General features: G+C 45.1%; 29 protein-coding genes. 11 read left to right on the plus strand and 18 right to left on the minus strand.

What is annotated here, in order from left to right:
• Nucleotides 1-82 precede the first annotated feature (82 nt).
• Entirely contained in the window at nt 83-1,243 is a 1,161-nt protein-coding gene (locus QUB52_RS07425) for an iron-containing alcohol dehydrogenase family protein (protein WP_332972773.1), read from the minus strand.
• A 519-nt stretch (nt 1,244-1,762) separates the two neighbouring features.
• On the opposite strand from QUB52_RS07425, the gene QUB52_RS07430 reads away from it, so the two are divergent.
• The 7 genes from QUB52_RS07430 to QUB52_RS07460 all read left to right on the plus strand — a co-directional run bounded on the left by QUB52_RS07430 (nt 1,763) and on the right by QUB52_RS07460 (nt 5,182).
• Nucleotides 1,763-1,996 (plus strand): hypothetical protein, encoded by a 234-nt coding sequence (locus tag QUB52_RS07430; RefSeq protein WP_332972775.1) that lies wholly within the window; start codon nt 1,763-1,765, stop codon nt 1,994-1,996.
• A 3-nt stretch (nt 1,997-1,999) separates the two neighbouring features.
• The gene (locus QUB52_RS07435; protein WP_332972776.1) at nt 2,000-2,356 is read left to right on the plus strand and encodes a hypothetical protein; all 357 of its coding nucleotides are present in this window, start codon (nt 2,000-2,002) and stop codon (nt 2,354-2,356) included.
• Between the two features lie 196 nt (nt 2,357-2,552).
• Nucleotides 2,553-3,365 carry a TIGR02391 family protein gene (locus tag QUB52_RS07440; RefSeq protein WP_332972777.1) on the plus strand — a complete coding sequence of 271 codons (813 nt, stop codon included), beginning with the start codon at nt 2,553-2,555 and terminating at the stop codon, nt 3,363-3,365.
• A gap of 293 nt (nt 3,366-3,658) precedes the next feature.
• Nucleotides 3,659-4,036, plus strand: coding sequence for a GIY-YIG nuclease family protein (locus QUB52_RS07445; protein WP_332972826.1), 378 nt, complete (start codon nt 3,659-3,661; stop codon nt 4,034-4,036).
• 4 nt (nt 4,037-4,040) lie between these two features.
• Nucleotides 4,041-4,247 carry a hypothetical protein gene (locus QUB52_RS07450; protein ID WP_006631417.1) on the plus strand — a complete coding sequence of 69 codons (207 nt, stop codon included), beginning with the start codon at nt 4,041-4,043 and terminating at the stop codon, nt 4,245-4,247.
• Nucleotides 4,216-4,455: a hypothetical protein gene (locus tag QUB52_RS07455; protein WP_332972778.1), complete on the plus strand. Its 240-nt coding sequence runs from the start codon at nt 4,216-4,218 to the stop codon at nt 4,453-4,455. Before QUB52_RS07450 ends, QUB52_RS07455 begins: the two co-directional genes overlap by 32 nt.
• 427 nt (nt 4,456-4,882) lie before the next feature.
• Nucleotides 4,883-5,182 carry a Rieske (2Fe-2S) protein gene (locus QUB52_RS07460; protein ID WP_265238830.1) on the plus strand — a complete coding sequence of 100 codons (300 nt, stop codon included), beginning with the start codon at nt 4,883-4,885 and terminating at the stop codon, nt 5,180-5,182.
• 133 nt (nt 5,183-5,315) lie between these two features.
• Here QUB52_RS07460 and QUB52_RS07465 read toward each other — a convergent pair whose 3' ends face one another.
• On the minus strand, nt 5,316-8,174 hold the full coding sequence (locus tag QUB52_RS07465) for a TIGR02921 family PEP-CTERM protein (protein ID WP_332972779.1): 2,859 nt from the start codon (nt 8,172-8,174) through the stop codon (nt 5,316-5,318).
• The gene (gene xrtO, locus QUB52_RS07470) at nt 8,152-9,759 is read right to left on the minus strand and encodes an exosortase O (protein WP_332972780.1); all 1,608 of its coding nucleotides are present in this window, start codon (nt 9,757-9,759) and stop codon (nt 8,152-8,154) included. Before xrtO ends, QUB52_RS07465 begins: the two co-directional genes overlap by 23 nt.
• Nucleotides 9,760-9,882: 123 nt before the next feature.
• Between xrtO and smpB the strand changes: the two genes are divergently transcribed.
• The 3 genes from smpB to QUB52_RS07485 all read left to right on the plus strand — a co-directional run bounded on the left by smpB (nt 9,883) and on the right by QUB52_RS07485 (nt 11,696).
• Nucleotides 9,883-10,350 (plus strand): SsrA-binding protein SmpB, encoded by a 468-nt coding sequence (smpB, locus tag QUB52_RS07475; RefSeq protein ID WP_265238834.1) that lies wholly within the window; start codon nt 9,883-9,885, stop codon nt 10,348-10,350.
• A 432-nt stretch (nt 10,351-10,782) separates the two neighbouring features.
• Nucleotides 10,783-11,469, plus strand: a complete 687-nt coding sequence (locus QUB52_RS07480) for a tetratricopeptide repeat protein (protein ID WP_265238835.1) — start codon at nt 10,783-10,785, stop codon at nt 11,467-11,469.
• Nucleotides 11,466-11,696, plus strand: coding sequence for an Osc7112_2153 family protein (locus QUB52_RS07485; protein WP_265238836.1), 231 nt, complete (start codon nt 11,466-11,468; stop codon nt 11,694-11,696). Before QUB52_RS07480 ends, QUB52_RS07485 begins: the two co-directional genes overlap by 4 nt.
• Before the next feature lie 253 nt (nt 11,697-11,949).
• On the opposite strand, the gene QUB52_RS07490 is transcribed toward QUB52_RS07485, so the two are convergent.
• The 13 genes from QUB52_RS07490 to QUB52_RS07550 all read right to left on the minus strand — a co-directional run bounded on the left by QUB52_RS07490 (nt 11,950) and on the right by QUB52_RS07550 (nt 22,901).
• Nucleotides 11,950-13,389 (minus strand): IctB family putative bicarbonate transporter, encoded by a 1,440-nt coding sequence (locus QUB52_RS07490; protein WP_265238838.1) that lies wholly within the window; start codon nt 13,387-13,389, stop codon nt 11,950-11,952.
• On the minus strand, nt 13,386-13,580 hold the full coding sequence (locus QUB52_RS07495; protein ID WP_265238839.1) for a hypothetical protein: 195 nt from the start codon (nt 13,578-13,580) through the stop codon (nt 13,386-13,388). The genes QUB52_RS07490 and QUB52_RS07495 overlap by 4 nt, the downstream gene beginning before the upstream one ends.
• Entirely contained in the window at nt 13,574-14,467 is an 894-nt protein-coding gene (locus tag QUB52_RS07500) for a sensor histidine kinase (RefSeq protein WP_265238840.1), read from the minus strand. Before QUB52_RS07500 ends, QUB52_RS07495 begins: the two co-directional genes overlap by 7 nt.
• Before the next feature lie 450 nt (nt 14,468-14,917).
• A complete protein-coding gene (locus QUB52_RS07505; protein ID WP_265238841.1) occupies nt 14,918-16,363 on the minus strand; it encodes a 1-acyl-sn-glycerol-3-phosphate acyltransferase in 1,446 nt (481 codons plus the stop codon).
• A gap of 411 nt (nt 16,364-16,774) precedes the next feature.
• Nucleotides 16,775-18,787, minus strand: a complete 2,013-nt coding sequence (locus tag QUB52_RS07510) for a ribonuclease catalytic domain-containing protein (RefSeq protein ID WP_332972781.1) — start codon at nt 18,785-18,787, stop codon at nt 16,775-16,777.
• A 302-nt stretch (nt 18,788-19,089) separates the two neighbouring features.
• Nucleotides 19,090-19,305 (minus strand): 30S ribosomal protein S18, encoded by a 216-nt coding sequence (gene rpsR, locus QUB52_RS07515; RefSeq protein ID WP_265238843.1) that lies wholly within the window; start codon nt 19,303-19,305, stop codon nt 19,090-19,092.
• 164 nt (nt 19,306-19,469) lie between these two features.
• A complete protein-coding gene (gene rpmG / locus QUB52_RS07520) occupies nt 19,470-19,658 on the minus strand; it encodes a 50S ribosomal protein L33 (RefSeq protein ID WP_265238844.1) in 189 nt (62 codons plus the stop codon).
• Between the two features lie 38 nt (nt 19,659-19,696).
• Nucleotides 19,697-20,230 (minus strand): RDD family protein, encoded by a 534-nt coding sequence (locus QUB52_RS07525; protein WP_265238845.1) that lies wholly within the window; start codon nt 20,228-20,230, stop codon nt 19,697-19,699.
• A gap of 106 nt (nt 20,231-20,336) precedes the next feature.
• Complete coding sequence (locus QUB52_RS07530; protein ID WP_332972782.1) at nt 20,337-20,618, minus strand: type II toxin-antitoxin system RelE/ParE family toxin; 282 nt, start codon at nt 20,616-20,618, stop codon at nt 20,337-20,339.
• A gap of 181 nt (nt 20,619-20,799) precedes the next feature.
• A complete protein-coding gene (locus QUB52_RS07535; RefSeq protein ID WP_332972783.1) occupies nt 20,800-20,982 on the minus strand; it encodes a hypothetical protein in 183 nt (60 codons plus the stop codon).
• 564 nt (nt 20,983-21,546) lie between these two features.
• The gene (locus QUB52_RS07540) at nt 21,547-22,245 is read right to left on the minus strand and encodes a DNA-directed RNA polymerase subunit alpha C-terminal domain-containing protein (protein WP_332972784.1); all 699 of its coding nucleotides are present in this window, start codon (nt 22,243-22,245) and stop codon (nt 21,547-21,549) included.
• A 119-nt stretch (nt 22,246-22,364) separates the two neighbouring features.
• Nucleotides 22,365-22,580 (minus strand): hypothetical protein, encoded by a 216-nt coding sequence (locus tag QUB52_RS07545; RefSeq protein ID WP_332972785.1) that lies wholly within the window; start codon nt 22,578-22,580, stop codon nt 22,365-22,367.
• Between the two features lie 99 nt (nt 22,581-22,679).
• Nucleotides 22,680-22,901, minus strand: a complete 222-nt coding sequence (locus tag QUB52_RS07550; protein WP_332972786.1) for a nucleotidyltransferase family protein — start codon at nt 22,899-22,901, stop codon at nt 22,680-22,682.
• Nucleotides 22,902-22,939: 38 nt separating this feature from the next.
• Here QUB52_RS07550 and QUB52_RS07555 point away from each other — a divergent pair, with 38 nt between their 5' ends.
• Entirely contained in the window at nt 22,940-23,818 is an 879-nt protein-coding gene (locus QUB52_RS07555) for an SGNH/GDSL hydrolase family protein (protein WP_332972787.1), read from the plus strand.
• Nucleotides 23,819-23,883: 65 nt separating this feature from the next.
• On the opposite strand, the gene QUB52_RS07560 is transcribed toward QUB52_RS07555, so the two are convergent.
• Both QUB52_RS07560 and QUB52_RS07565 read right to left on the minus strand, forming a co-directional pair.
• Nucleotides 23,884-24,786, minus strand: a complete 903-nt coding sequence (locus tag QUB52_RS07560) for a DUF4436 family protein (protein WP_332972788.1) — start codon at nt 24,784-24,786, stop codon at nt 23,884-23,886.
• A 185-nt stretch (nt 24,787-24,971) separates the two neighbouring features.
• On the minus strand, nt 24,972-26,468 hold the full coding sequence (locus tag QUB52_RS07565; RefSeq protein WP_332972789.1) for a carotenoid oxygenase family protein: 1,497 nt from the start codon (nt 26,466-26,468) through the stop codon (nt 24,972-24,974).
• Nucleotides 26,469-26,563 lie beyond the last annotated feature (95 nt).

Genomic DNA, 26,563 nt, shown 5'->3' on the forward strand with positions numbered 1-26,563 from the left:
GTTAGGGGGGATCGGACTTAACGGAACCGTATTGCTTTCTAGCACGGTTTTTTCAGGACTTTAGTCCTTACTACAAAAGGTTTTAATGCTTGATTTTCAATTCTCCCACAGGTGCGGTAGTAGAAACCATCGCCGCCATTAATTGTTCGGGTACGACTTTAAACGGCAGTCTGTGGATGTCAGAGTCGGGATTGCAGGCTATGTCGGCGGCCTGCTGCAATTGTGTGAGGCTAATTTCTCCGAGTCCTAGATTGTCTAAAGTTTGGGGCAATCCAATCTCGCTGTAAAATTTGAGCAGTTGCTGTCTGGCGGTGGCTGCGAGTTGATTGTTTTGCAGCATTTCTTCTAATCGCAGTTGCACTAAAATGCCGTAGGCGACTTTTTCTCCGTGCAATGTGCCGTGACTTGCTAATAGATGAGTTAGGCCGTTGTGGACGGCGTGGGCGGCGACGGTGCGACATTGGGCTCCGCCGATGCCGCCGATTACTCCTGCTAGCAATACGGCTGCGTCTGTGACTTCTTGCCAGATTTCGCTACCGGGTTCTTTGAGGGCGGCGGCTGATTTTTGGAATAAGATATCGCGCAGGATTCTAGCTTGTTGGACTGCGGCAATTATCATTGTTTGTTCGGAGTGTCCGCTGCTGACTGATGCTTCGTACCATTTGGCGATCGCATCTCCAATTCCTGCTACTAATGTTCGTTCAGGTGCAGTTTGAATTAAGCCGTAGTCGAGTATCAATAAATCGGGACATCTGGCTAATGTGACATCGTATTGGAATGCGCCTTGTTCGGAATAAATGTTAGAAAGGGCTGTCCAAGCGGCGCAGGTGGCTGCTGATGTCGGTATGGTGACAATGGGAATTTGGCACTGATGGGCGAGGAGTTTGGCTGCATCCAAGGCTTTGCCGCCGCCGACGCCGATGATGAAGTCGGCTTGATGGGTTTGGGCGGCTTCGCGGAGGGTTTCGAGGCTGTTTTCGCTGCAATCTTTGCCGTAGTCTATGTACGCGGATTGTAGGGGCGATGCCCCCGTGCTCGCCCTTTCGAGGGTTGGTTGCAGGTAGGGTTGGGCGGCGGCGAGGGAGTTGCTGCCGCCGACGATTAGTGGCCGTTTTCCGAAACGGGCGATCGCCTCTCCGGCTTGTGATAGGGCTTTTTGACCCCGCAATACACGGGCGGGAGCAATTGTCAAGGAATAAATTGCGGTTTTGTTGGTAGTTTTTGTGCTTTGGGTTTGAGTCATCGAACCACTGGATGAGTTACGGGAAGGTTGACGCTTTGCAGGATTGCTGGATTTTCTAGGATAACTCTAACTCGTGTTGGGCGACTTGGTAAGTTTTGTAAAGTTTTTATTAACTATTGTGGTTGGGGTGGGCTGGGGGAGGTTGAAGGGCGATCGGTTCTAGGTGGCGATCGCGAGTATTCACCCAACTGTAGACTTCCAATTCGCTCGTTTTAATGATGTATATTGGATAGTGCTGAAAGGACAGATGCTTTGTTTCAGCATAACAATTGTAGATTGAGGGGCTTTACACTGTTTGATGCGTTCTTTAGTCGATCGCTGTTGTCAAGGAAGGAGCTAGTCACGATATGCTATGCTTTTATACCCGCAACAGGAGATTCCGACGGGAGTAAGAAGAAATTGACATACATGAGCAATTTGCGGTATTTTATAGCTATGTAGCGAAAAGAGCTAAGCGTGCACAGTAGCTGCTGCGGTTGAGCTAGACTGTTATGCAACTCAAAGGAGTTTGGTATGTCAATGAAAGTGTTTTTTCACACTAGAAGCCCGCAGGAACGGGGTTGGTCTAACAACGAAACACGAGAGTTTGCGCAGATTCCCATTGTGGGGGAGTACGTCGCAACTGCGAGCGACAGTCCTTGGTTTTGTGTTCAGCTAGTGGTTCACACGCCTTTTGATTGTGAATTTGACGCAGAGGTGTACGCAGTTGCTGCGGATCACAACGAAGTTCTAGAGATTGCTCAGGCAAATTAAGCGATGACTAAGAAAGTCTCAATTGATTACAATGATATAGCTGCAATTGCCTTTAAATCTGTCCTTCCTCATGGTTGGAGAAGCCTTATCCCTGGTTATGACATATGGAAACTATTGATTGAACCACTAGCTCAGAAGGTTATTGATGCTGCTACTTTAAGTCAGGGGAATGATCTTGAAAATATCAAGGAAATAATTAGATCTGGCAAAGAAAACGGGGTCGATGAATTAGAGATAAAAATTGCCAAAGAAGCAGGTATAAATATTGGTACTAACCTAAATGAACTAGGTATTCCTTGTAATGTGAATTTTAGAGTTGGGTCACAAGGGGAGACTGTTATTAACATAAAGTACAAGTAGAGAGATACAAGTACGAGCATTGCTGAAACTGTAAGTTGTTTGATTTTATCTTAGTAATTAATATATGAGACGAAAAAGAGAAGTTGTAGAAGCACTATTAGAAAGTCTTTCTATCCTGGAAAGATCGCGCGCAGTTAAACTAAATCGTTAGACCGCGAAACTGATAACTAATCAATAATAGAGATTTTTTTTCTATATGACACCACAATCACTTGAACAACTTGTGCAGAAAATTCACGAAGTTCAGAAACTTATGGAGACAGTGGCAACAGGTGAAGCACGTATTCAGGAAAAAGAGGATGAGTATAAGCAGCTATATATGGAAGTGAGATTGAAGCTGGAATCTCTACAAAATGAAGGCCTCAATGTTGACAATCCAAATTCTTTTAGATCGCTGTGGGATTGGTATAGTTACTGGTCCGCTAATTTGGGTAGTTATTCTGAACGTCGTCAGTATGTTCGGGAACTTTACGAAAAGGTTCTCACACCATTTGAAGATACTCTCTACAAGCATGGCGCAAATTCGATATCATCGAGTGAAGAACTAATTGACGACTTGCAGCGCAGGTTAGGTCAGATGATACCTGAACCCCAGACGAGCTTCAAATTCACAATCAATTCTCTGCATCCAAAAATTATTCAGCGATGCCAGCAACAGTTTGAATCTGGAAAGTATGATGATGCAATATTCAATGCGATGAAAACTGTCGAGGAAGAAATTCGAGCTCGTGCATCAGCAGAACCAACTGATCTAGGAGTTAAGCTGGTTTCAAAGGTTATGAGTCCTAATCAACAACCAAAGCTCATTTTTAGTGAAGTAAATTCAGAACAGGACGCAGCACAGTTTATGTACCGAGGCGCAATCGGTAGTTTTAAGAATCCACTCAGCCATCGTTTCTTGGATACCTCTGATCCAATAAAAACTTTTGAGATTCTAGGTTTTGCAAGTTTATTAATGCGTATGCTAGATGGTGTTACAGTTGCATCATCTAGCTCAAATGGTGTCTAACAACGCCCATGCACACCGACCGCAGAGAGTTGATCGGTTATGGTGCAGAGGTTACTAGCGTCCGGTGAACCTGATCGTTACATTTTTCCCGACAGGTGAAACCCGATCGCCCGCAACTTTGATCGATCGCCCGCTCTTTTCCCATATCCTAGAAAAATACAAGCACAGCCAAGGCTGAAACCACCTCGGATCGCCAAATCAGTGCGATCGCGCAGGGAACCATCCCTAGTTGATGATGGTTGTAACAGAATTTGTGGGATTATGATTTCTGTGCAATTAGCCTTCTTGCCTTCATGCCAACGAATGATTCTGACCTACAAATCCAAGCGCGAAGAATTCTAGACGCGATTGCTTTCATTCCTTTTGAGCAATGTCAACCCTTGACCCGTAGGTTTGAGAGCATTCCTGCACGTCCTGGCATTTATGCAATCAGACACAGAACTGATGGATTGCTATACATCGGTAAAACCAAGAGTTTACGAGGTCGCTTCAGTGGCGGGCACAAAGCTTTTTTGTGGGCGTGGCTCGATAAATATAGCGATGAAGACATACGGATTGCAGTACAGACAATTTCTCATTGGGAGAAGCCTGCGTTACTATTGGAGCTAGAAGCCATCATTCTAAGAGCTACTGAACCCCCTTACAACGTCCAAATTCCAACTGAGATGTAAACCCATGCAAGCCAAACTTCAAGAGCAACTTTCCCTCGCTGATGCCGAAGTTATTTTAGGACGTTTTCCTGAACGAATTCGTGCTGCCCTAATTGCTCGTGCTGCTGAAATTGAATACCCAATCGAAGCAGTCATTGAAATGGCGATCGCTAGTTTCCTTGACACAGAGGCATTAGGTTTTGCAGATTGCAAACCAGGACGCGGACAATAACAGCGTCAACTGGCGATCGCGACGGTCTAACAACCCGGTTGGAGCGGACTACCGAAAGATATTGGTGGTGATGAAAAAGTTATTTGTAGCCACTCAACCGGAACGTTACATTTTTATTTTCCCAGATGTGAAACACGATCGCGCTAGCGATGCGGAGCATTATCGCCCGCAACTTCTTGGGAGCGCCCGCCCGTTTCCCATATCCTAGAAAAACAAAGGCACGGCTAAGGCTGAAACCACCTCGGATCGCCGAATCTGTGCGATCGCACAGGAAACCATCCCTAAATGTGCAAAACCAGGCTGGTTTAACGGCTCCACCATCCTGTTTGAACGTAAGTTTTCAGCACCTGTTTGAGTGCTTTGCCTGCTTTTCCCATGCCTCAGATTGTCTCAGAGGGCGATCGTTTTGAGTTTTGCCTCTGTCAGCGAGTAGAGTCCGCTGCAACCAGCCCAAAAGTCGGGTGAAGTTATAGCCTTTCGAGCTCTCATATGAGGTACTATCGGGCATAGGGCATAGGGCATAGGGCATAGGGCATAGGGCATAGGGCATAGGGCATATCTCACTTTTTTGAGAACCGCTATATAAAGATTTTGCGTAAGCCTAGACAAAATTCATTTCGGAGCAAAAATATTTTATGTGGGTAGAGATAACAGCGCTGAATCAAGTCCCAGAATGGGATATTTTAAAGGTAAAAGTTGAGGATACTTCACTGATTTTGAATCGCCAAGGTGCGAATGTCACTTGTTACCGCAATGCTTGCACTCATTTAGAATATCCGATCGACATGGGTAAGGTTGATAACGGCATTATTACCTGTCCGTTTCACAAATATCGGTTCAAGTTAGATACTGGTAAGTGTTTGAATTCACCCGATTCCCTGGAATCTTATCCGGTAAAGATCGAGGGCGATCGCGTTTTTGTCGATATAGATTAGTCATGATTTACCCGGTTTCTGAGTCCCTGGGCGATCGCCAGAAACCGGGTTTCTGCGAGAATTTGGCTATCCTGACCGGAATTTGGTTAAGAAACCCGGTTTCTGAGTCCCTGGGCGATCGCACTTTTCACTCTCAACCTATCACTTTGGCGCGTCGCTGACGGAGAAAAACCGCCAAAAGCCCGATCGCCCCAACGATCAAAAGCAACCATTCTTCCGGTTCAGGAACCCCAGAAACATTCAAAGGATTGCTAGGTTTCGTCAACTCCTCCTTACCAGATTCTACCTTTCTTTCAAATCGATCATTTTTAGCTTCCGCCGCCTTTAGCTGCTCCCTTTGCGCGTCATTAACCAACACAATCATCGAAGAATAAGGCGTCACGACTTTAAAGGTTTTAGCCAGTGAGTGCATGGCATCCAACTGAGTCAACTGATTGGAACTTTTCTCTTTGCTAAGTGCGGTGATTAACTGCCGCGCAGCTATCGGTTTAAAACCTTCATTTTCATCATCTGTAATTTTCGGAACCGCTGCCGCCTTCGGAGTTTTGCTGTAACTCCAAACATAGCCGTCAACAACACTGATTGCAGACTTACCCGATGCTGCTGTCGTCGCCACTCGCTGCATAGCCTCTGTGATATTTGTCGCAACTCCGCCGCCGCTATCTTGAATCAGCTTTAAAGTTCCATCATCATAACCAGGTGGTAAGCCTCCCAAATGCACAGTCCATAGGGGTGAGGGCATGGAAATTGCGTTTTTGCGATCGTCCGATAACTCGTAACTATGCCGATCGCTCACCAAGAATACAGTATCATAACTTTGATCACCGCGTAACTTTGCAAACTGTTGCAGAATATCCTTAAGTTGGATCGTACCATAAAACGTTAACTTTCCCACATCAAAAGTCCGCAAATCTTCCACCAACTTCGGCGGCATTCCCGCAGCACTCGCCACATACAAATCAACCGTATTTGCTTTTACAGTATTCGTTTTCAACCATTCAAAATTCTCCTTAATTTCCTTCATTTCCCCCGCCATACTGCGGGAAGTATCCAGAATCACTGCAAATTTTTTGCCCTGCGGTAGCGAATAATTTGCCTCAACCAGTGGCTTAGCAGAAATCGTATTTTTCCCAGGTAAATTCGCCAGACGCGGTATTGCTTGCTGCTGCGAAACTGCTGGCACAAAAGTCGGCAACCAAGTTTCTTTTGCCTCTTTTCCGCTGTATTTAATATCCTTCCCCGCTATAACCCGACGAGTATTTTGATTCCAAAAAATATTGCGTTTTTCAGCCAAGATTGGCATCGCCCAACCCTGTGCTTGTCGCATGACTTTGTAAGTCAGCCACAAGTGCATTTCCGTCGGCCCGTTATTTTGAGTAAACTCTCGTTTAGGCGGGATTGGAAAAGCTCGCAAACGGTATTGTTTCGGGCCAACTTGTTCGAGCAAAGCCGGATCTACCCTTTCTCTCACCTGCTGGTTGTAAACTTGTTGTGCAGCACCTCTGGGCGATACCGTAAATACAAAACGCTTTTTCAACTCCCCAGTATCGCCCAGCCAAATTCCTGTAACTGCGGCGCTTTCCGGCAGTGAAAAGTAATAGAATACTTCCTGCAAGTTCGGCGTTTGATTTTTGTAAACTTCGTAGAGTTGAACATCAGCCCAATCGCCGTTTTCAGTAACTGTAACTTCTTGCGATTGCAACCATACTTTCTCCTCATTGACATTCAGCAAACCTGCCTTAGCTTCTTCGCGGTTAGATGTTGACTGCACCGCGTGCTTTACTGCTGCTGCGTTGCCTTTTTGAATTTCGGTATCGAAGAATTCAGCGTAGAGTTTTTCGGCTTTTTTAACATCGGCATCAGAGCCTTGATACAAAAACGGCGACATTAAATAATTGTAGCTGTTCTGCACGTTCCGAGCCGCGCGATCGGGCAAACTGAAAGTATTTTTGTACATCTCATAAATGTGGTTGTTTTCTCCCACAGTGCTGAGGTAGCGGTACGGAGATAAATAAGCGTTAACTAAGCCCGATCGAATCATATCAGACTTGGCTAATAAAGTTTGACGCGCAGTATCATTTGCTGCGGGAGTCGCTAGCATTTTTATTGCTTGAATTTGGGGCTGCTGTAGCAAAGCTGCGAAAATCGCCAGCCAAGCCGCCATAACTCCCAAGCTGCCCATGATTGCTTTATTTTTTCCGTATTGGGAAGCAAAACTGTTTAATATTTTGCGCCCGGATTGGATGTAAAGAAAGCCGTAAAGTGAAGGCATTACCACGAATAAGCTGGAGGTAAGACCAAATAGAATGAAGGATAATGGTAGCCACCAAATTATCTCAAATGAACTGTACTTTAGAGAGTCTATCAGTGGTGTCACCCAGCCAAAACTAAAAAATCCAACTATGCTCACAAGTGCGATGGGTAAAGCATAAAACATCAGCAAGGTTGCCGCCCAAGTTCCCACTAACAACATTAAGCTGTGAAATCCTAACTGTATCCACGCACTTCGCTTGTTTCCCAGGAATCCCATCAAACTTGGCTGTTTTTTGCCAGCATCTTGAGATGTTGAAATATCTTCAATATTTTCTTGTTTACCCAAATATCCGTAGAGCATTTCTACTAAAAATGCTGCGATGCACAAAACGATTGTAGCGATAATTAGCGAGCTAGCTGGATTCAGTTCTCGCAGCATAAATAGCCTGACTAAGCAGAGTAAAAATAACGGCGCTTCTACTCCGTAAAATAAGCGCATTAGCTGTAGCGGTTGCCTTTGAAAACGCCTTGCTCCGACTATGGTAAATACTGTCGGTACTGCGATCAGTGCTGTTAGAGTCAAGGAAAATTCAATGGGAATAATTCGGTCTATTGTTGCTTGGATTAAGGGAATTGCCAGGTACGGCAAAAATCCCAGATAAACAATTGACAAAAATGTCAGGTTCCACACCCAGAAAATAATTTTAAAAATTGCATTAAATACCTGCTTGCCTTTCATGTTTTGCTCCTTTTAAGCTTTGTTTGACAGCATTATGTACGTTAGTAGTAAACTCTTGCACCTCGGAATTTTCAGGATTTACGGAACTGTCAAAAAGAATAGAAACTAGCACCCAAGTCTGATTGCGATTGGTGATGTCGCTGCCGATGCGCGACAAGAAGTTATCTGTGGTTTGCTGGGAAGATTGCAGCCAGTATGCAGCAGATAGTTGGTTATTTTTGAGAGACAGCCAGCGCGCTGTTATAGCAGGAGTTAGCTGTTTTTTTTCTATGCGATTGACGGGGATGCCGCTGGCGACAAAGCACAACTCTGGTGCGTGATAGGTTTGCCAAGATGTGCTGGCTACTGTCAACATGGAACCGTTTAAGTTGCCGGAGACAAATCTCTTTTTTTCGGTTTGGGTGTCTGGGTAATTACCGAAGAATTTTTGCTCGCTGGCATTCAGGGGGATTGCTTCGGATAGGATTTGTGCCGGTAGTTGCAAAGGGGCGATCGCCAATTTGTCACTTTCTACATGATATAATTGAGCAATTACTGCCAAAACAGCTACTGCCACAATTAGTCCGGGTTTTGCCAGAGGCTGATTTTTCAGTATTTCTGAATGTTGTTGCGAGTTAAAATCACTTTCTTGGGTTGCCTGAAATTTGGGAACTTGTTGTAGCATCAACCAACTTACAAAACAAGCGCAGACTAAACCCACAATTCCTAGGGGTACGTGGAGGATTTCTGCATAGGTTGGCTGTTGCCAAGCTTGGGCAACCAGCACTAACACGACAACCCGCAAAGCGTTAGCAGACAACAACATTAACAAGTTGGCAGCGCATACTGCTAGCCATTGAAAACTCAATTTTCGGCTTTCTAACCAGGTAGCCATTAGCAGAAATAGCGTGCCGACTAATAGGGTTTTAATGCCGCTGCAAGGCACGTCAACCTGAGCGATACCGTTTTCCAAAATCAGGATATCGTAAGAAGAAATAGCTCCTACGTGCAGGATTGAGAGCAATTGTTCTACTACATGAGCAGTCATTACTCGCGCGGGTAAACCCAATCCGCTATTAAACTGGTTGCTGAAGGGTAAAATACAAGCCAGTAAGCCGGCTATTGGCAAGTTTTTTTGCCAAAAGTTCGGCTCCGCAAACAAGCCGCACAGCCCGTAAGTTCCGAGGATAAATAGCAGTACGGTAAGTTGTGGGATATCTATTATGCACCCTGCGGCGATCGACAAAACACCTGTACCCAACATCAACAGCAGCGGATTGCGCCTCAAAACGATATTTGGGGAAAGGGCGATCCTCTTCGTTGATGAGCCTCCCGTAGGGATGGGCTTCGCTAACGGGCGATCGCCCGAACTGAGCGATCGCACTACTAATGCTACAATCAAAAAACCAATTGCTATCTTGTACAGTGTCGGTATCTCAACAAACGAGGATAACAGCCACTTAACAGCCGAGATATTGGCCCAAAACCAAGCAAGAGCCAGCAAAAAAGGAGCCAGCCAAACCAAATTAACCGCATGAGGGGGACTAACAGAATCTGAAATTCCCGAATCGGGAATGTTGGTGCGCTGCATAATACCGCTTGACATTCACATTGATGAAATCTTAGCTCAGCAAAATTGGTAATGCCTAGACCTGTAAATTAAGTTTTGTCAAGCTTCTATTTTCTATACATAAATGTTAGCCTTATAATAATTTTATCGGAGGTAAAAATGAGCGAAAAAAGTACAGGATACAAGATTCTTAGCGACAACCGACAAGCGCGCTATCTGTATGAAATTATAGATACATATCAGGTGGGCATCGAATTGAAAGGAACCGAAGTCAAATCAATTCGAGAAGGAAAAGCAAATTTGCGGGACGGATACGCATTGGTCAAAAACGGTGAAATATGGCTGATTAACGTTCATATTTCGCCCTGGAGAAGTGCTAGCAACTATTTTAATCACGAGCCTCGCCGCACCCGCAAATTGCTGATGCACAAGCAAGAAATCCGCAAATTGATCGGGAAAGTCGAAGAAAAAGGCTTGACTTTAGTGCCGTTAAAAATGTATTTGAAAGGTGGCTGGGTAAAACTTGATATCGGTTTGGGGAAAGGGAAAAAACTTTACGACAAGCGCGAAGATTTGAAGAAACGGGAAGACAACCGGGATATGCAGCGCGCAATGAAGCAATTTTAGTCAGTAGTTAGTAGTCAGTAGTCAGTAGTCAGTAGTTAGTAGTTAGTAGTCAATAGTCAGTAGTCAGTAGTCAGTCACCTCTCAACTGTCTACTGTCCCCTATCTGCTGTCCAGACTAAGTATTATTACTTATTTTCGTAAACATTCTGCCCGCTTCCCGCTTCCCGCTTCAATCTTTCTGAAAATATCCGGATTGCTTGTGGAGTCCCACGAAAGATTAACCTATGCTCGAATACATCTACGTAATCACAGCATTACGCCAGCATTCGGTTGTGGAATTGCAAACCAGAAATGAGAAATAGGCTCAAGCTTGAGTCATTTCGTAAAATTATGATGCCATGAGGGTGGTAATTAAATCTAGACAAGAAAATATCCCAACTCTCAAGTTAAAAGATGCTAAAAACGACACCGTTAGCTAAAATTTTTAATGTCATGAAAGAGCCAACAAAAAAGCATCATCAGTCCAAATGGGCGGCATTTCTACTGATGTTAGCAGTAGGCTTTGGTGGCTGGCAATTTGGGTTGCCAGAACTCGCCTCACTGTTTAACAATAAAGGCTTGGAAAACTATAAAGCCAATCGATTGGCTGATACTCAAGAAGCCTATGAGTTAGCGCTCTCCGTAGATCCCAAAAGCCGACCAGCTCTTTACAATTTGGGATGGCTTTGCGAAGAGGTGCAAGATTTAGAATGCGCCAGAGGAAAATATCTGCAAGCTGCAAAACTCGGTATGCCTGCTGCTTACAGCAATTTGGCTCGATTATATATAGTAGACAAAAAAAACTATCCTGCTGCCGTTCACTTGCTGTGGCAAGGTTTAAAGTTAGCTGAGGACGATCGAGTAAAATATTCTTTACTCAAAAATTTGGGATGGGCTCGGCTGAAGCAGGGTAGATATTCAGAAGCATTGCAGCATCTGGATGCAGCAATTAAGCTGGATAGCGAAAGACCAGCAACTTACTGCTTAAAAGCGCAAGTCCTCGAAGGGATGAAAAAGACGAAGGAGGCGCTACCACAGTGGAAGATTTGTCTAAAGTATGCGGATTCCCAAGAATTCGATGAGGATATATGGATAGGAATGGCACGTCAACGATTAAAAGAGGAAAAAACAAATAAATGAAACGCACAGTTTTGCTTTCATCAACCATACTGGCAATTATAACGGTACTGGAGCTAAGTCAAGCCTCAAGAGCACTGCCAACTCCTGCGACTGTTAAGCCCACAGTGAATGAATCAGTCGAAACGCCGTTCAACTCGAATCAGTCAACGTGGCGGCGGTGCAGAGATAGAAATGGTGGAAATTATCCGTGTCCTAGGTTCGTCATGCCTCCTACGAGCGAAGAATAAGAGTTATTTTCAAGGAATTTTTTAGAGTGCGCCATCAGCACTTTACATCCACAGGTATGTAGTATGTAGTAGTAGTTGTGTAGGTGCGCAATGCGCACCTTATACCATTTGAGATTTTAGATTAAAGAATTGAGATTAAAGAATTGGAAATGACTGATGACTATCATCGCTTGCAGCTTGCCTAAAGCTGCATTCTTTTTTTGAACTAGCATCCGCAGGCCTGCGGGGAGAAAACCCCGCTACCAGTTTCTCTCTACTCGCCCTCGGTTAAAGCTGAATCTTGTTGCTGTTGCGAGTTGCTGTAAAAACTAGCAATAATCGCCACCATCAACCACCAAAGCATATTAACTTCTGGCCGGTACCAAACGGTATCGACAAAACCGTGAGCCATCATGCCAGTTAAAGTTGCGATCGCCCCAATCAACCAAAACCCCTGATTCGAGTTAAGATTTGGGGATGCTTCCTGCGAGTTAGAGATGTTAAATTGGGCATCGCGCAATCTTTTTATCTGCAACAAACCTTGATTGACGGTGACAGTCATCAGCCACAGGAAACACATTAAACCGATAAAGCCTGTTTCTACAGCAATTTCGAGCAGCACAGAATAAGCGCTCAAAGCAGTGAATTTTGGCTTCATATAAAGCGGATAAACTTTATTAAAAGCAGTATTTCCCGGCCCAATGCCGATAATTGGCCGATCGCGAATCATGTCAATCACCGCCGTCCAAACATTAATCCTAAAATTGTTGCTGCTGTCACCACGACCGATAAACATACTCGAAACTCGATCGCGCAGAGGCTCCACCAAAGCCACTCCCAAAATTAACGCCCCAGCCAAACCTCCTAACCCTAACGGCAGCGCCCAAGTACGCCAGAACCTAGGCATCAAAGGGCTGTACCAGTACCAAAGCAGCACCAAAAACACCACAAGCAGAGCCACAAAACCGATCCAAGCACCCCGGCTGTCGGTGTAGCGCAAACACGCACAATTCACCACCAGCATCGTCAGCGCTAAAAGTTTGGTTCCCCATCCTTGCCACACAAAAAGTGCGGCGGCGCTCAAGGCAATGGCTGGAAGCAAATAGGAACCCAGCAAGTTTGGATTGCCCAAAAAGCTGTAAACTCGCGTGACATCAGCTTGAGTAGAAGTTGGATCGTTCCAAGTAGCTAATGGTGGCACTTTATCAATCCACTGCCGCACGCCATAGAAACTGACAACTAGAGCGACATTCAAATATACGGCTATTAACCACGATCGCAGTCGGGGATCTCGCAAGATCCGCGCCATCATGGCAAAAAATAGCAAATACAGCGTTAGCTTCGTCCAACCTGTAAAAGCGGCGGCTTTCACCGGCGACATCGCGGTGGCGACGGTAGCAATGCCCCAGTACAAAAGTACCAGTAAGTGAATGGGTGTGAGGGCGATCGCGCGATCGTCCGAAACAGTCAGCAGCACCCAAAATGCAGCACCAGCAGCCATCAACACCCCCACCAGGGCATTGTTCACAAACGGGCCCATACTAAACGTCAAGGCCAGCAAACCAAAACCCAGGGGTTCAGCCCACTGCATCAGCCAGCTACTCTGCCGCCAACTACGCAAAGAGCCGATCGCCAAATTCAATAAATAACTGCCACTTTGCCACTGAGAGAGCGGCAAATTTGCCAGAGTTAACTGTTGCCAAACTGAATTCATTTCACTTTTATATTTGTACTTAGTAATTGGGAAATTGGGAATTGGGAATTGGTAATTGGTAATCGGTAATTGGGAATGGGTAATTGGGCAATTCTCCCCCTCTCCCTTTCTCCTTCTTCCGTCTTCCTTCTTCCTTCTTCCGTCTTCCTTCTTCCTTCTTCCTTCTTCCTTCTTCCTTCACTTTTTACCATTCCAACAACTCCGTAGCATTGGTGCAGGGGAGCCAGAGCACGTAGCGATATCCAGATTCTGGAGTGCCCTGAATCGAGAGTTGGCCGCCCTGAATTTCCACCAACTGGCAGCAAAGCAGCAGCCCCAAGCGTTCCCTGGCGCCGTAACCAGCTAACACAGGTGCGGTATCCGCAGCATCCTGGGCCACCAAAGCCGCCAACTCAGAAAACGCCAGCGTTAATCGCTGGGAACCCTGTGTCTGTTTCGGGAGTTGCGGTTCGAGTCCGAGGGAACTGGTTTCGGAGTTCGATCGCGCACCGCTATCGGCTCCGACCTTCTGCAAGTAGTCGGAGTAGAGTTTAGCATGGGGCAAACTTTCTCCCAACCAAGGATGAAAAACCCAAACTCCGATGTTGATACCGTCTTCTTTCCGAGAAAGGTGGACTCGAATCACGCTGCCTGCCCCAGCAGATTGAATAATGCTAAAAATTAAGTGGTGCAGCATTTGCTGAACTTTATCCTTATCCGCCAACCAGATGCGCGGCCCGGGCCCCATCGACAAGTTAATTTCTTCTTCTCGTCTACTTGCCGCCGGCGAGAGGGTTGTCACCACTTGCTGACACAAAGTTTCTATATCAATTGCGGTTCGCTTCAAGGTGAAAGCGGAATCATCTAGTTCTGCCAGTCCCAAAATTTCTTCAACTAGCGATCGCAAAGACTGGCTGCTGTCTTGGATCACATCAATATATTCTTTTTGCTTGCTGGTTAATGGGCCATAAATTTCTTGGTTCAACACGCTCGTCATGCCGATGACAGAAGTGAGCGGGGTGAGCAATTCCTGGGCTAAATAATTCAGCAATTTTAGCTTGATTGAGTTAGTATACAAATCTATATGTTTGTTATTCATCGGTTATTTTTGTTGGTTCATTGTCGAGCGTTTATTGTTGGAACGAGTCCGGTTAAACCATTCTAATTAAGTTGATCATGAAAAATTAAATCCTCAAACATATAAATTCTTCTATCAACAAGTTTATTGTCAGTGATTAACCGGCACTGGATATTAGTTGCTGTTAATTATACATCTTCTCCAAGTTTATAACAAGTTGTTTGCTTCATGACCAATCAAAAACGGAGCGGGAACAGAAAGGCAAGATATAGCGGTTGACAGTTGACAGTTGACAGTTACATAGTATGAGAATCAAACCGTTTAGGTTACAGGGTTATAGAATCTATTCATGACATTATTTATGTCCTAACCTATGTGGCGGTTGCTATATCATCCTTATTTTTGCTTCTCTCTTCTTGATTCTCTCTTCCTACTTCTCTCTTCGTATTCCTAATTGCAAATTTGGAGTAATTAAGATTTAATCATTCCTTCTAAAGCTGATTGCAAGTCTTGGGTGAGTTCGGCAACTGCTAAACGGCGGCTGGTTTGATATGCCTCCCAGCGATCGCCCACTGATATCGGTTCGCCCACGGTCATTTGCACCTGCTGCTTGCCCAAAGAAGGGCGGCCAAAAGGATTTCCGCCTTTGATGCGAGCCAGTACATCCCACAGCAGCAAAGTTGTTTCTGCCAACCGTTCTGCTGTCAGCTTTTCTTCGACGTACCTGCCCGTGACGGACACGAAACTTTCTACCAGTCTCATATGCCACATCCGCAGACTTGCTTCTTCGGCGAGGCGATCGGCTAATCCTCTTTCTAAGGAAGAAAGTGCTGCAATATCTTTGATATCTTCTCGATAAATATAGTCCCAGCCTGCTTGTTCCAGACGGCGGCAGCGGTCTATTAAACTGCCTTTGGGCTTTAAGTAAAAATATTCTTCTGCTACTTGCAAAGCCACGTCTAACAGTGCTGTCAGTCGAGCTACCATCACTTCATTGCTCGAATCATTGGTCGTTGTGTCTGGTAGGGATAATGATGTTAAAATCGAGGTTGTTGGTTGTATCTTTTTATGATAAAAACGGCTGTAAAAGTCTGACATTACTGTTAATAAGTGGCTGCCAAGTCGAATCAGTCGCAGATATTGAAATTTGTGATTTTGGTCTTCTGGAGCGGAATTTTCCGCCTCTAAATTGGCAACATTGGTGCGATCTAAGGGTGGCAGTCCGCAATCTATTTCTAATTGAGTTAAAAGTTTTTCTAAGGGTTCCCAAGGCGGATTGACATAGCGGTATTGAATGCCGATCGGCACAATTAACACTTTTTCCTCAGTACGTCCGGCTTTCAGCAAATCTTCAACGCACCAGAAACCCATTTGAGCGATTCCCGGTTCCAGGGGGCTAACTATTTCATTATGACCGTTGGTAGCGCCTTCTGGGGCGGCGGCGATCGGGAATTGGCTGTTAGCAAATAAATCGCGGGCCGATCGCAATCCAGCGCGATCGATCTTACCGCGCACAATCGGAGTACCACCGAGGCGAGAATACAGCCAGCCGACGCCAGAACCGGCCCACAGGGGAATTCCGCGATCGTAGATAAAGTGGGAATGTACGGGGAATTGCAGGGGAATGCCTTTGGCGCGCGCCGCCTGGGGAACGAGTTTCCAAACCAGTTGTCCCAAACAGTAGGGATCGTCGCAGTTGGGGTGGCGGAAGGCTAGCAAGAAACGAACTTTCTGATTTTGAAATTGGTGGAATAATTCGGCGAGGGTTTCGACGTTTTCGGCTTGAATGTGGCTGATATTCGTCTTAAATCGCAGCCACCAAGGGAGTATTTGCTGACAACCCTTGACTACTAGGGGGTTGTAGGCTGGGGGTATGAATTCCAGCGGCGGCTGAACTTGGTTAATTGAATTGGGCATTTTGTGATTTTAGATTTTAGATTTTAGTTAAGACGTACGGTTGAAACCGCCTCTACAGAAACAAAACCCGGATGCGCGGGTTGAAGAGTGAGCAGTTTTAACCGAATAGCGTTTAGAGAAGAACAATTAGACTTCCTTTCACAGGTGTGTATCTCCCATAAATTCGTGAGATAAAATTCGTCTGAGATTGCTAACCTAAGCGTATTGGTTTCTAGCTAACTAACCGTAGGGTGCGTCAGGCAGAAAATTCTGAGTCTGCCATCCTTATATTCTCACCTGACGCACCCTACAATAGCTAACTAACCGTAGGGTGCGTCAGGAGGAAAATTCTGAGTCTTTGATCGTTACCTTCTCACCTGACGCACCCTACAATAACTAAAATCTCAAATCCAAAATCCAAAATCTCAAATCCTATTGTGCCGCTTCCAGAATCACTTCTTGGAAGTTAATCACATCCGATCGCGGATCGCAGTGAGTGACTTTGACTTCTAGCCGATCGCCAATTTCGACCGATCGACCAAATCGCATCGCCAATTCCAAACCCAACTCTTCCAACAAAATCAAAGCAAGATTGCTATCTTCCCTCAACCAGCGCAGCATCAAAGCTTCCCAAACTTCATCAGGATTGCGCCGCAAATATTCCAATCCCCAATAGCGGTTAGTTTGGCGTTCCACGGTAGAGGCTTCTCTAACTGCGGTACCGAGACACATCACAATATCCTGTATTTCTTGGGCCGAAAAAGGCAGGGGCTCATCCCGCAGATGGGCTTTAATTTGGAAGTGAGTCAACAAGTCGGTATAACGGCGGATGGGAGATGTAACTTGAGTGTAGGATTCCAAACCCAAGCCTGCGTGCCGTCCTGGGGTCAGACCCATTTCGCTGCGGGGCATACAGCGGCGCACGGCGCAAGCACGGGCTGGGCCTGCGGGTACGGCTAGCAGTTCTTCCTCTGGGGGGAGTTCTGGCTGCGCCTGATAGCGGTAGGGAATTGGTAGGCTGTGTGTTTGACCGTAGCGGGCGGCTAATTCGCCAGCTAAAATCATCATTTCGGCTACTAGCAGTCTGGCTGTGGAGTCGTCGATGACGTGGATTTTGATCTCGTCGCCGTTGACTTTGATCACCGATTCGGGCATGAAAATGCTGATTGCACCTTGGGCTTCTCGCCATTTTTGGCGCAGTTTCGCCAAAGTGGCGATCGCGCTTATTTCCGGTTCTGCTTCGATTCCCAACTCCAGCATTTCGTCTACATCATCGTAGGTTAAGCGGTAGGTAGGTTTGATCTTGCTGATGTGGATGCTGTAATCATCTTGGGCGGCGCCTGTTTCGTCTAAGGTGACGCTAAAGCTGAGGGCGCTACACTCTTTACCTTGAATTAAACTCATCGGCCCGGTTGCCAAAGCTGGAGGAAACATCGGGATCATGCCCGTGGGCAGATAAACCGTAGTGGTGCGCTTTCTGGCTTCGAGGTCGAGTTCGTCTCCGGGGGTAAGCAAGCGGGTGGGATCTGCGATGTGTATCCACAGGCGCTGCTGGCCGTTTTCGAGGAATTCTAAGCTGAGCCCGTCGTCGATTTCGGTGGTGCTTTCGTCGTCGATCGTGTAAACCTTGAGGTGAGTTAAATCGAGACGATCTGCATCGGAGTCGGTTGAGGGTTCTTTTAGGCAGCTTTGCGCCACTTCTAATACCTTTGCCGATAGTTGTAGAGGAATTTGGCTGCGCCGCAAAAACAGGTTTTCGTGGGGACTCCACAGGCCGAGATCGACTAAAAGCCCAAATGCTGCTTCGGGGTTTTCGGGACGTTGTAAGCTGGCTAAAGTTTCTAATGCCGGCGTGCGATGGGTTGCTTCTTCTCCGAGGGTGGCAAACCGTTCTAGGGCATCGAGGCGAGTTCGATCGCTAGGAAGCCAATCTACATTATTTTCCCCAGCCAGTCGCTGTTTGACTCGATCCCAAAATCCTTGGGATTCTTGGTGTCGCTGCTGTTCTACTTCTTGCTGGTGTTTGATTTCGGCTACTTGGGCGGCCGATCGCGGTTCGTAGCGATCGCCCTTTTGTTTGAAATACAGTTTATCAGTTGACAGCAAACAATAAGCTGCATAACATTGCGCCGGAGTGCGATCGGAAAATAGTAACATTGCCAGGGATTCGGGGTCTGTATTTTCTCCGTCATCCACTAGCAGTTCCCAAGCCACTTCTAGACTCGATGGATCTGAGTAACCTTCTACTTCTTTAATAAATTTGGAAATGTCGGAGGGTTTGTAAGTTTCTCCGACTGTTTCGTAGCTGATTTGTTTGGGCGGTATGCTGTGCGGTTGACCGTTTTCGTCTACGACAACCCAGTTTTTCTTGCCGTCGGGGCGATCGGCAACTGCCAGACGACGGTCGCCGTGCACTCTAAATTCTACTAACGTTCCCTTCTCCACTTGGCAGCTTTATTATTTTATATTTGATATTTTTACTATTACCATTTATCTGGTTACGATGTGGGATTTTAGATTTTGGATGTTGACAATTTTTACATCAATTGTTAAAAATAACATCTAAAAAGTTATGCTTTTTATGCTTTAATCTTTAACTTTTGAGATTTTGACTAAGACTTACGCAGCAGCGACTCAATACAAAATATTGCGATCGATTAGCGACCATCGCTGGCGACAAAAAGACGTTGTTTTCGCGTAAGTCTTATTTCCAGTCCAAAATCTAAAATCTAAAATCCAAAATCCAGTTAACCTTCTTGGTTTACGAAGGGCATCAAAGCTACAATTCTTGCTCTTTTGATGCTACGAGTCAGGTCGCGTTGCTGTCTTGCCGTCAAACCGGTAATCCGGCGGGGCAAAATTTTACCGCGTTCTGTGACGTATTTTTTGAGCAAATCGACATCTTTGTAGTCGATCGGGTCTCCTGGTTTGATTGGCGAAACGCGCCGGCGAAAGTAAGTCATGGTTTGTTCTTTGTTGACTGTTGACTACTGTTAACTGTTAGTTCCTAGTTATTAGCCGTTAGTTGCTAGCCGTCAGGAAAGCATTTGTTAGTTATCTGCTGTTCGCGGGTCAATATCAATTGCCAACTACTGATGACTGATGACTAATGACTAATGACTAATGACTATTTGATCTCTTTGTGGCCAGTGTGCTTGTTGCAATGGGGGCAGAACTTTTTGAGTTCCAGCCGCGCCGTCGTGTTGCGACGGTTCTTGGTGGTGGTGTACCGAGACACGCCTTTGGAGCGTTTGCTCGCGTTGGTTCGGCACTCAGTACACTCTAGGGTAATTATGATGCGGACGCCTTTAGCCATAATTCTAAATAAATTTCGACTAATTTAAACACAATTTATTATCTTCTCACATTGCTCTGCACTTGGTCAAGCAATCTTCTAACTTTGATGTCGAGGGAGTAGCCGCGCTTGGTTCCGATGACCATCGTCCCGCTGAGTCGATCGTGAAAAGCTTGGGGAAACCGGGCGGTGTCGATGAAAGCAGTGCTACAGTCGATCGCCAGCGGCAGTATCAGCAGCAAGACGGCGGCGTTGGTAGATGTGAGTCCGCCTACACCCGCAAAGGCTAGGGCGGCGCAAATGCCCAGCAATCCCTCGCGCTTGCAAAGTTCCTGCACTCCGGGAATCCGTTGGAATCTAACATCGGCAATTTTCATGTCCAACGCCCAGCGCCCGATACTTTGACCGTGGTTTTTCCTGACGATGGGTACGCGCAGGATCATCCACAGTAGGACAAAAAAGATGGTTTGGGCGATCGGATTAGTGCCGAGAAGCAAGCTGGGCAACCCAACTGCGATCGCGTCGATGCAGAAAGCAGCAGCGCGACGGCCGATCGATACTTTCGGAAGCAGGGGAACTAAGTCGGAACTCATGGGCAAAAAAAAAGAATTACTTTGAAATGCGTAAGTCCTGTTTCTATCGTAATCGAAATCAAGGGGCTTGGAGCCGTAGGGCATAGAGTCAAGGCGCAGCTACATATTAATAAACCTCATCATGGCTTCCAATATCAACCAAGACAATTAAATCATCACCTGTTGTAGCATCTTTTTTGAAAGCAAAAATGATTCGACAATCATAAGCCACTGAACAAGACCATAAGCTGTTCAATTTACCCGTTAACTTATGAGATTTTAAAGCCGGATTAAAAGGATCATCGCCCAACAATTCTAAAACCTCTAATATCTGGTTTTGTAATTGCTGATTTTTTTTGATTAATCGCTTAAAACTTCTTCTGAAACTCGGATCGGTTGTTAAAATCATTCCTCCTCATCCTCCAATAAATATGACTTCAAATTCTCAAAAGTTAATCTCATGGCTATTCTCGGCTATACAGCATTTAAAAAAAATGTATGTACAGCATCGCCAAGGCGCTTTACTCATCACCCAGTTCGCGAAGTAGAAGGGATCAATTACCAAAGCGCCTTAATAGCCTTGGCGGTTGCTATAACTTGATAAGTCCTCTAGCAATTCGCTCAACAAGTTCCGAGCGAGAAATACCGTATCTTTGAGAAAGAGAATCCAGTTTTTTGATAGCCGTTTTGGTGAGGCCAAAGGTGCAGCTTTTTTTGATCTCGTCGTACATCTCTGGCTGATTTCTAATGCTTTTATGTTTGGATTTAGCCATGTCAAAAACTCCTTTCTGATTCAGCAAACAAAATTTCAACTTAATTCGATGTGTAAATGACAAAAAAAAGGAGTTCTTGGTAGAACTCCTGGCTAAGGTTGATCATTATTCAATTTTTGGTTGTTAAGCGTTGGAAGAACCAAACGCTCACCCGACAAGATAACTGTCGAATTTTTGGAGAAGGTTATAAGTGCTAAGTTTGAATATTTGCACTTGCTTCTTGCAAAGCAGGGAGTGCTGGATTTTCTAAGCTTTGGGCTTATAAAAGTCATGATAACACAAACAATCAAAATCGGCAAGATTTTTGTAATTTATTCTTTAAGTCTTTGCTAGATTGCTTTTAGCTCTTAATAAGAGCATGGTAGTGGTTGAGGACTTAACTTTTACAGCGGTTCCTGCTGTATTACGGCACACTCAATGAATCCTCAACATTTAAGAAATTGGTTTGTTAATTGTTGCTGCTATACCTCATGAAAGCGGGAACCGCTGTATTTGCGGTAGGCTTTCCACCCTGTGCATATTAGGTCAAGTTTCTCGATTCAGTATCAAGGTTAAAAAAGCCATTTAATCGTCATTCAGTATCAGGTCAAATCTTTTTTTAAGCGTTTCAACTACCTCCTCTTCACTCCTACGATGTTTTAGGATCTCACTGAGATCTGTTTTACTATAGTCTAACAAATCTTTTACCGAGTCTATTCGTGCTCTTTTTAGAAGATTATAGGCACGAACTGACAATTGTAATTCTTCAATAGGAACTAAAGATAGAGGATCGGTATCTTCATTTTCCGTGTGTTTGCTTTCTATATTTTCATTATCAGCATCAGCATCTTCATTTTCTGTGTCTTTACTTTCTATATTTTCAGTGTTTAGTATATTTGCCAATTGATCCAAACAGAACTCGGATGACTTCTTTTCCAATAAATAAACATTGCTATGATAAAACTCCATGCTACCTTCAGAGTTTTTTCCAGCAAAACGTCGTTCCATAACGCTAATAAATCTCCAACCCAGACTTCCTAATTGATTTAATAATTCAATCGTCGTATCTATGTTATACTCCTCACCTTCGTATGCCCCTGTAATTGAAAAATGAGGAGTAAAGTTAGACAAGCCGTAGAAATTCGTTAGTGGTAATCTCTTATAGTAAAATTCAATATATTGATATTTGGCTTTGATCGCTACTTCTTCGACCAAAGATCGTAGTTCAGCTATGAATTCTTTGTCTATCACAAAAATATTTGTTTTATCTGAATTGTCATTCATAATAATACCCTCAACCGTTCAAAATTTCAACAATTAATAAATCATTATAACTTGCAACAACTCGTAACATCTCAGTAATCGCTTAAAACTTCTTTTGAAACTCGGATAGGTTGTTAAAATCATTCCTCATCCTCCAATAAATATGATTTCAACTCTTCAAAAGTTCCTCTCATGGCTGTTCCCGTCTCTACAGCCTTAAAAACCTCTTGAGCATTCGCCAAAATTTCAGCTCGCCGATTTTCAATCCGTTGCTTGCGGATAAACTCGAAAAACTGATCCTGATCTTCTACTGATAAACTCTCGACCTGAGCGATAATTTCTTGTAAAGTCATCATACAGCCTCCTTGAAAGTAAAATTGACGAAATATTTCGCCTCCGCCAAAACCCGATCCTTAATCAAATGGCTTAATCCTTGTTCCGTCATAATATCTACCTTACAACCTAGTATATCTTGCAAATTCATCAAGAGCATCGCCTGGGAACCAAGGCGAAATTTTCTGTAAATCATAATCCACCAAAAGGTCAATATCACTAATCTCATCGACAACACCCCGCGCCACCAAACCAAACACCCGTACATTAAACGCCCCATGTCGCAGCGCCACCGCCAGAATATCCTCGCGCTTGGATTGTAATAACTGTTGTAGTTTCATCATACAATTTCCTCAAGCATCAATTTAATACAAACTGCGTAATGTCTCCAAATGTACGCGCGGCGAAGCTATCCCGTAGGGAATCGCCCCGTCCCCAATCCCCCCTGAAGCAAGTTTTAATCAGACTTGCTCTCGCCGTAATTGCGGTTGTTATCATCTTCAACATTCCTCACTCCTTAATTCCCATGTTTAAAGAGCCCGTATCCGAAGCATCGCCGCCGCCAGAAATCCAGAACGTGCTCGCCGGCAAGCGCAAAATTGTGACTGTGGGCGACAGCATCACCGAAGCCGGGAAATACCCCGGAGGTTACGTTTGGCTGCTGCAACGCTATCTGAATGCCCTGTATCCCGATCGCGAAATCGAAATCGTCAACGCTGGCATCTCCGGTAACAAGGCGACTGATATGCAAGCGCGTTTTCAGAAAGATGCGATCGACAAAAAGCCAGATTTAGTCATGATTAACGCCGGAGTCAACGACGTTTGGCACGCTTTCTTCGACTTCCAAAAGCTTCAGTTTCATCCGCAAGGCAACTTAGCCACCGGAGTATCGCTGGCAGAATACATAGACAAAATAACCCAAATGGTGCAGGCAGCAAAAGCCGCCGGAATTCGAGTCGTCCTGCTTTCTCCTACTCCCATCCGCGAAATTCTAGACGGCCCAGAAAATCGCAGGTTGCAAGAATATGTTGCGGCGATGCGAGAAATTGCCAAGCAAAACCAGTGTTTATTTATCGATTTGAATGCACCTTTTCGGGAAGTGATCGGCACCTATCAAAAACACGCCGGCAAAACTTTAAATTTGTTAGCAGCCGATGGAGTTCACCCCAATCCATCGGGATATCGAATTATTGCTTTTACTATCTTGCGCGGCTTGGGTGTACCCGCCAAGGATATTGAGAATTTGCAGGTGAAAAATTGACAGTTTGTAGTGCGGACTTCAGTCCGCTGCATGAAAGCGGACTGAAGTCCGCACTACAAACGATATTACTCATCAACCGGCGGATGATACCGCTTCAACCAACAGCTACCGATAATCACCAACGCCACCACAACAATAATCTCAGTCCAAAAAAACGACAGGAAATCGCTAGCAGTTCCCACAGGTGGTACTCCCGGTTGAGAGTTGCGAATGGCAGGAAAAGCAAACAACATCACACCAGTCCAACTCAGCATTCCCACTTCCGGTAACTTGCCAGATTTCATCACCTTTAATGCTAGCAGCAGCGCCATACTTGACAGCACCCACATGATCACAATAATCACTAAAGCAAAGAATTTCACCGGAATCGATCGAGTTGCAGCAACATCAATATAAATAAAGATAGACGAATTCTCTTCCATCGGCTTATAACTGATGTCAAAACCGGGAACATCGGCATTAAACTTAAATTCCAGCGGCACGGGATTCAGTTCAAAGGGAGCAAATTTTTTGCCGATCGAAGCCAGCGGATCGATTGAAATAGCCACTTTAGCAATGTGCGTATCAAACGGATAATTATTAATTTTTCCCTTGACTAAGTTAAACTTTAATGCAGGGACAATCATCGGTTTGCCTTCTTTAAAGGTAATTTCCGAATCCACTACATTTGCGCCATTAACTGTCATTAACAAGTCTTGAGCGGGGTAAGTCGGCCCTTTTTTATAGATACCTTTTAGTTCAAACTGTAAACGGGTTTCTAATTCGTTTTTAATCGGGTCTACCCCAATTACCGTCATTTTTACCTCAACCAAGCCTTTGGAGGATACAGTGCTTTTTGGAGCTGGTTTGTAAGGTTCTTGGGCATTAGCATTGTGAGAGTAAATAGATAAGATAATTGCCAAGCTTACGGCGATGCTGCAAATTAAAATAAGTATTTTTTTGAGATTTAATTTGTTGACAGTTTGCATTTTATATAATATATTTTACATCTTGAATAGTTCAGGAATTACGAACAGGGACTAAAGAAACCGGGTTTTTTACCAGAACTTCGGGTAGTAAGCAAGTATTTTCGTAAAAAACCCGGTTTCTGGGCACCGTGTAAGAGGCGGACTTTGTTTGTCTATTCGCGATTTTAATTGCCGACTATTACGAACTACGAATCCATAGGAAGCAGTACATTTGGTGTAAAACTTCCGTGCAAACCGTAGGGAATGTGCTGTTTTAAATGCAGGCGCGCTACTGGGCCTTTGGTGATGTCGCTAGCATCTAAAATCGCTAAGGTCGATCGATGATTAGCCGCATCATACATCAAAACTAGCAGCCAGCCGTCATCCTCCGCCATAGCATCGGGACGGGGAACAAAGACAGGTTCCCCCGCAAAACCGCGCGGCGCAGCACTCCAAATTTGCTGCTCTCCTGTCTGGAAATCCATTTTAAGAATAGCTTGCAAAGGAGCATTCCCCGTCGGAGAATCGGCGGCACCGATGTAAAGATATCGGTAAGGTTGTCCGACGTTGTTGGGATGCAAAGTCGGAAACTCGCAGCACCGAGTTTCAATTACTTGATGGTTGACAGTTTTTTCGTTCAAATTTAACTTGAATCGCCACAATTCCCCCGCTGGAATGGTGTCAAAATCAAGCTCGCGAAAATCGCCATCCGCCTCGACGGTTGGGAATGAATCGTAGCAAACTGAGTCAACAAAAACTTCGCCGTTTTCTTCCCATGCGTTGCAGTGGTGGAAGACAAAACAAGGTTCGGTTTCTAATACTTTTACCTCGTCGGTGCCGTTGCGGGGAATTAAAATTGCTTGGGTTGGCTTGTTTGGGGAAAATTGAATGCACTGGGCCGCACTCCGAAATCCTAACAAGAATGGTAGGGGATTGAAGTTGACGGGATTTTGGAAGAATATGCAGTAATTCGGGGTAATTACCATGTCGTGCAAGAAAGCAAAACCCGGGATTGCATGGGCGTGTTTCTGCAATAGTTTGCCACTTTCGTCGAATTCGTAAATGGTAATTGTACTCGACAAACCGGGCTTGACGGAAAAGTTGATTAATCTGTCTCCGGCTCCATTTTTCCCTTTTTCAATTCTGGGGTGGGCGGCGAAGGCTTCGCCCGGTTCCAAAATGCCGTCTAGAGTGTCTAATCCGAGGGTTTCTAGGGTGCGGGGGTCGAGTCTGTAGGGCTGTGCTGCTTCCCAGAGTGCTAGCAGTTTGTCGCCCCAATAAATGATGTTGGTGTTGGCGATGTTTTTGATTTTGACATCAAATATGTTGGCCAGCCAGCCTCCGGGTTTCTGTGTGCCGAAAACGCCTCGGTGCAGGATTTTTCCGGCTTTTTGTTCGGCGAGGTAGCCTTCTGTGTGCACGAATCTGTTGCGGAAATGGGCGCGTTTTTCGGAAATTGCGATCGCACAAACCATCCCGTCGCCGTCGAAGGGGTGATGGATGCGCTGGCCGTTAACGTCTAGCAATCCGGGCCCGTTGCGAAAGAATGTGCCTTGTAAGCCTTCTGGGATTTCGCCTTCTATGTCGTCAATCCAGTAGTCGGATTCGTTGGGTTGGGATTCGTAGCCGCGCTGCCAGTCTGTGCGATCGTATGATGGTTTTTGGGCTGCTGTTTGGGGTTGGGAAGTTTGTAAGTTTTGCATTGGTGGAATAAGTTTTTATTGATTTAACCGCAGAGGGCGCAGAGAGAAAGTAAGAAAGTAAGAAAGTAAGAAAAAAGGAGATGAAAGGAGATTAA

Source organism: Microcoleus sp. A6-C6, assembly GCF_036705955.1.
In the GTDB taxonomy this organism is placed as follows: Bacteria; Cyanobacteriota; Cyanobacteriia; order Cyanobacteriales; family Microcoleaceae; genus Microcoleus.

What these genes read in the sequence shown, in the direction of transcription:
- QUB52_RS07440 (WP_332972777.1), top strand. Translation starts at nt 2,553, where the DNA reads ATGACACCACAATCACTTGAACAACTTGTGCAGAAAATTCACGAAGTT.
- QUB52_RS07565 (WP_332972789.1), bottom strand. Translation starts at nt 26,468, where the DNA reads ATGCAAAACTTACAAACTTCCCAACCCCAAACAGCAGCCCAAAAACCA.
- rpmG (WP_265238844.1), bottom strand. Translation starts at nt 19,658, where the DNA reads ATGGCTAAAGGCGTCCGCATCATAATTACCCTAGAGTGTACTGAGTGC.
- xrtO (WP_332972780.1), bottom strand. Translation starts at nt 9,759, where the DNA reads ATGTCAAGCGGTATTATGCAGCGCACCAACATTCCCGATTCGGGAATT.
- QUB52_RS07425 (WP_332972773.1), bottom strand. Translation starts at nt 1,243, where the DNA reads ATGACTCAAACCCAAAGCACAAAAACTACCAACAAAACCGCAATTTAT.
- QUB52_RS07430 (WP_332972775.1), top strand. Translation starts at nt 1,763, where the DNA reads ATGAAAGTGTTTTTTCACACTAGAAGCCCGCAGGAACGGGGTTGGTCT.
- QUB52_RS07550 (WP_332972786.1), bottom strand. Translation starts at nt 22,901, where the DNA reads ATGATGAAACTACAACAGTTATTACAATCCAAGCGCGAGGATATTCTG.
- QUB52_RS07465 (WP_332972779.1), bottom strand. Translation starts at nt 8,174, where the DNA reads ATGAAAGGCAAGCAGGTATTTAATGCAATTTTTAAAATTATTTTCTGG.
- smpB (WP_265238834.1), top strand. Translation starts at nt 9,883, where the DNA reads ATGAGCGAAAAAAGTACAGGATACAAGATTCTTAGCGACAACCGACAA.
- rpsR (WP_265238843.1), bottom strand. Translation starts at nt 19,305, where the DNA reads ATGACTTACTTTCGCCGGCGCGTTTCGCCAATCAAACCAGGAGACCCG.
- QUB52_RS07450 (WP_006631417.1), top strand. Translation starts at nt 4,041, where the DNA reads ATGCAAGCCAAACTTCAAGAGCAACTTTCCCTCGCTGATGCCGAAGTT.
- QUB52_RS07445 (WP_332972826.1), top strand. Translation starts at nt 3,659, where the DNA reads ATGCCAACGAATGATTCTGACCTACAAATCCAAGCGCGAAGAATTCTA.
- QUB52_RS07490 (WP_265238838.1), bottom strand. Translation starts at nt 13,389, where the DNA reads ATGAATTCAGTTTGGCAACAGTTAACTCTGGCAAATTTGCCGCTCTCT.
- QUB52_RS07540 (WP_332972784.1), bottom strand. Translation starts at nt 22,245, where the DNA reads ATGAATGACAATTCAGATAAAACAAATATTTTTGTGATAGACAAAGAA.
- QUB52_RS07555 (WP_332972787.1), top strand. Translation starts at nt 22,940, where the DNA reads ATGTCTCCAAATGTACGCGCGGCGAAGCTATCCCGTAGGGAATCGCCC.
- QUB52_RS07530 (WP_332972782.1), bottom strand. Translation starts at nt 20,618, where the DNA reads ATGATTTTAACAACCGATCCGAGTTTCAGAAGAAGTTTTAAGCGATTA.
- QUB52_RS07535 (WP_332972783.1), bottom strand. Translation starts at nt 20,982, where the DNA reads ATGGCTAAATCCAAACATAAAAGCATTAGAAATCAGCCAGAGATGTAC.
- QUB52_RS07460 (WP_265238830.1), top strand. Translation starts at nt 4,883, where the DNA reads ATGTGGGTAGAGATAACAGCGCTGAATCAAGTCCCAGAATGGGATATT.
- QUB52_RS07480 (WP_265238835.1), top strand. Translation starts at nt 10,783, where the DNA reads ATGAAAGAGCCAACAAAAAAGCATCATCAGTCCAAATGGGCGGCATTT.
- QUB52_RS07495 (WP_265238839.1), bottom strand. Translation starts at nt 13,580, where the DNA reads ATGGTAAAAAGTGAAGGAAGAAGGAAGAAGGAAGAAGGAAGAAGGAAG.
- QUB52_RS07505 (WP_265238841.1), bottom strand. Translation starts at nt 16,363, where the DNA reads ATGCCCAATTCAATTAACCAAGTTCAGCCGCCGCTGGAATTCATACCC.
- QUB52_RS07545 (WP_332972785.1), bottom strand. Translation starts at nt 22,580, where the DNA reads ATGATGACTTTACAAGAAATTATCGCTCAGGTCGAGAGTTTATCAGTA.
- QUB52_RS07435 (WP_332972776.1), top strand. Translation starts at nt 2,000, where the DNA reads ATGACTAAGAAAGTCTCAATTGATTACAATGATATAGCTGCAATTGCC.
- QUB52_RS07560 (WP_332972788.1), bottom strand. Translation starts at nt 24,786, where the DNA reads ATGCAAACTGTCAACAAATTAAATCTCAAAAAAATACTTATTTTAATT.
- QUB52_RS07500 (WP_265238840.1), bottom strand. Translation starts at nt 14,467, where the DNA reads ATGAATAACAAACATATAGATTTGTATACTAACTCAATCAAGCTAAAA.
- QUB52_RS07525 (WP_265238845.1), bottom strand. Translation starts at nt 20,230, where the DNA reads ATGAGTTCCGACTTAGTTCCCCTGCTTCCGAAAGTATCGATCGGCCGT.
- QUB52_RS07485 (WP_265238836.1), top strand. Translation starts at nt 11,466, where the DNA reads ATGAAACGCACAGTTTTGCTTTCATCAACCATACTGGCAATTATAACG.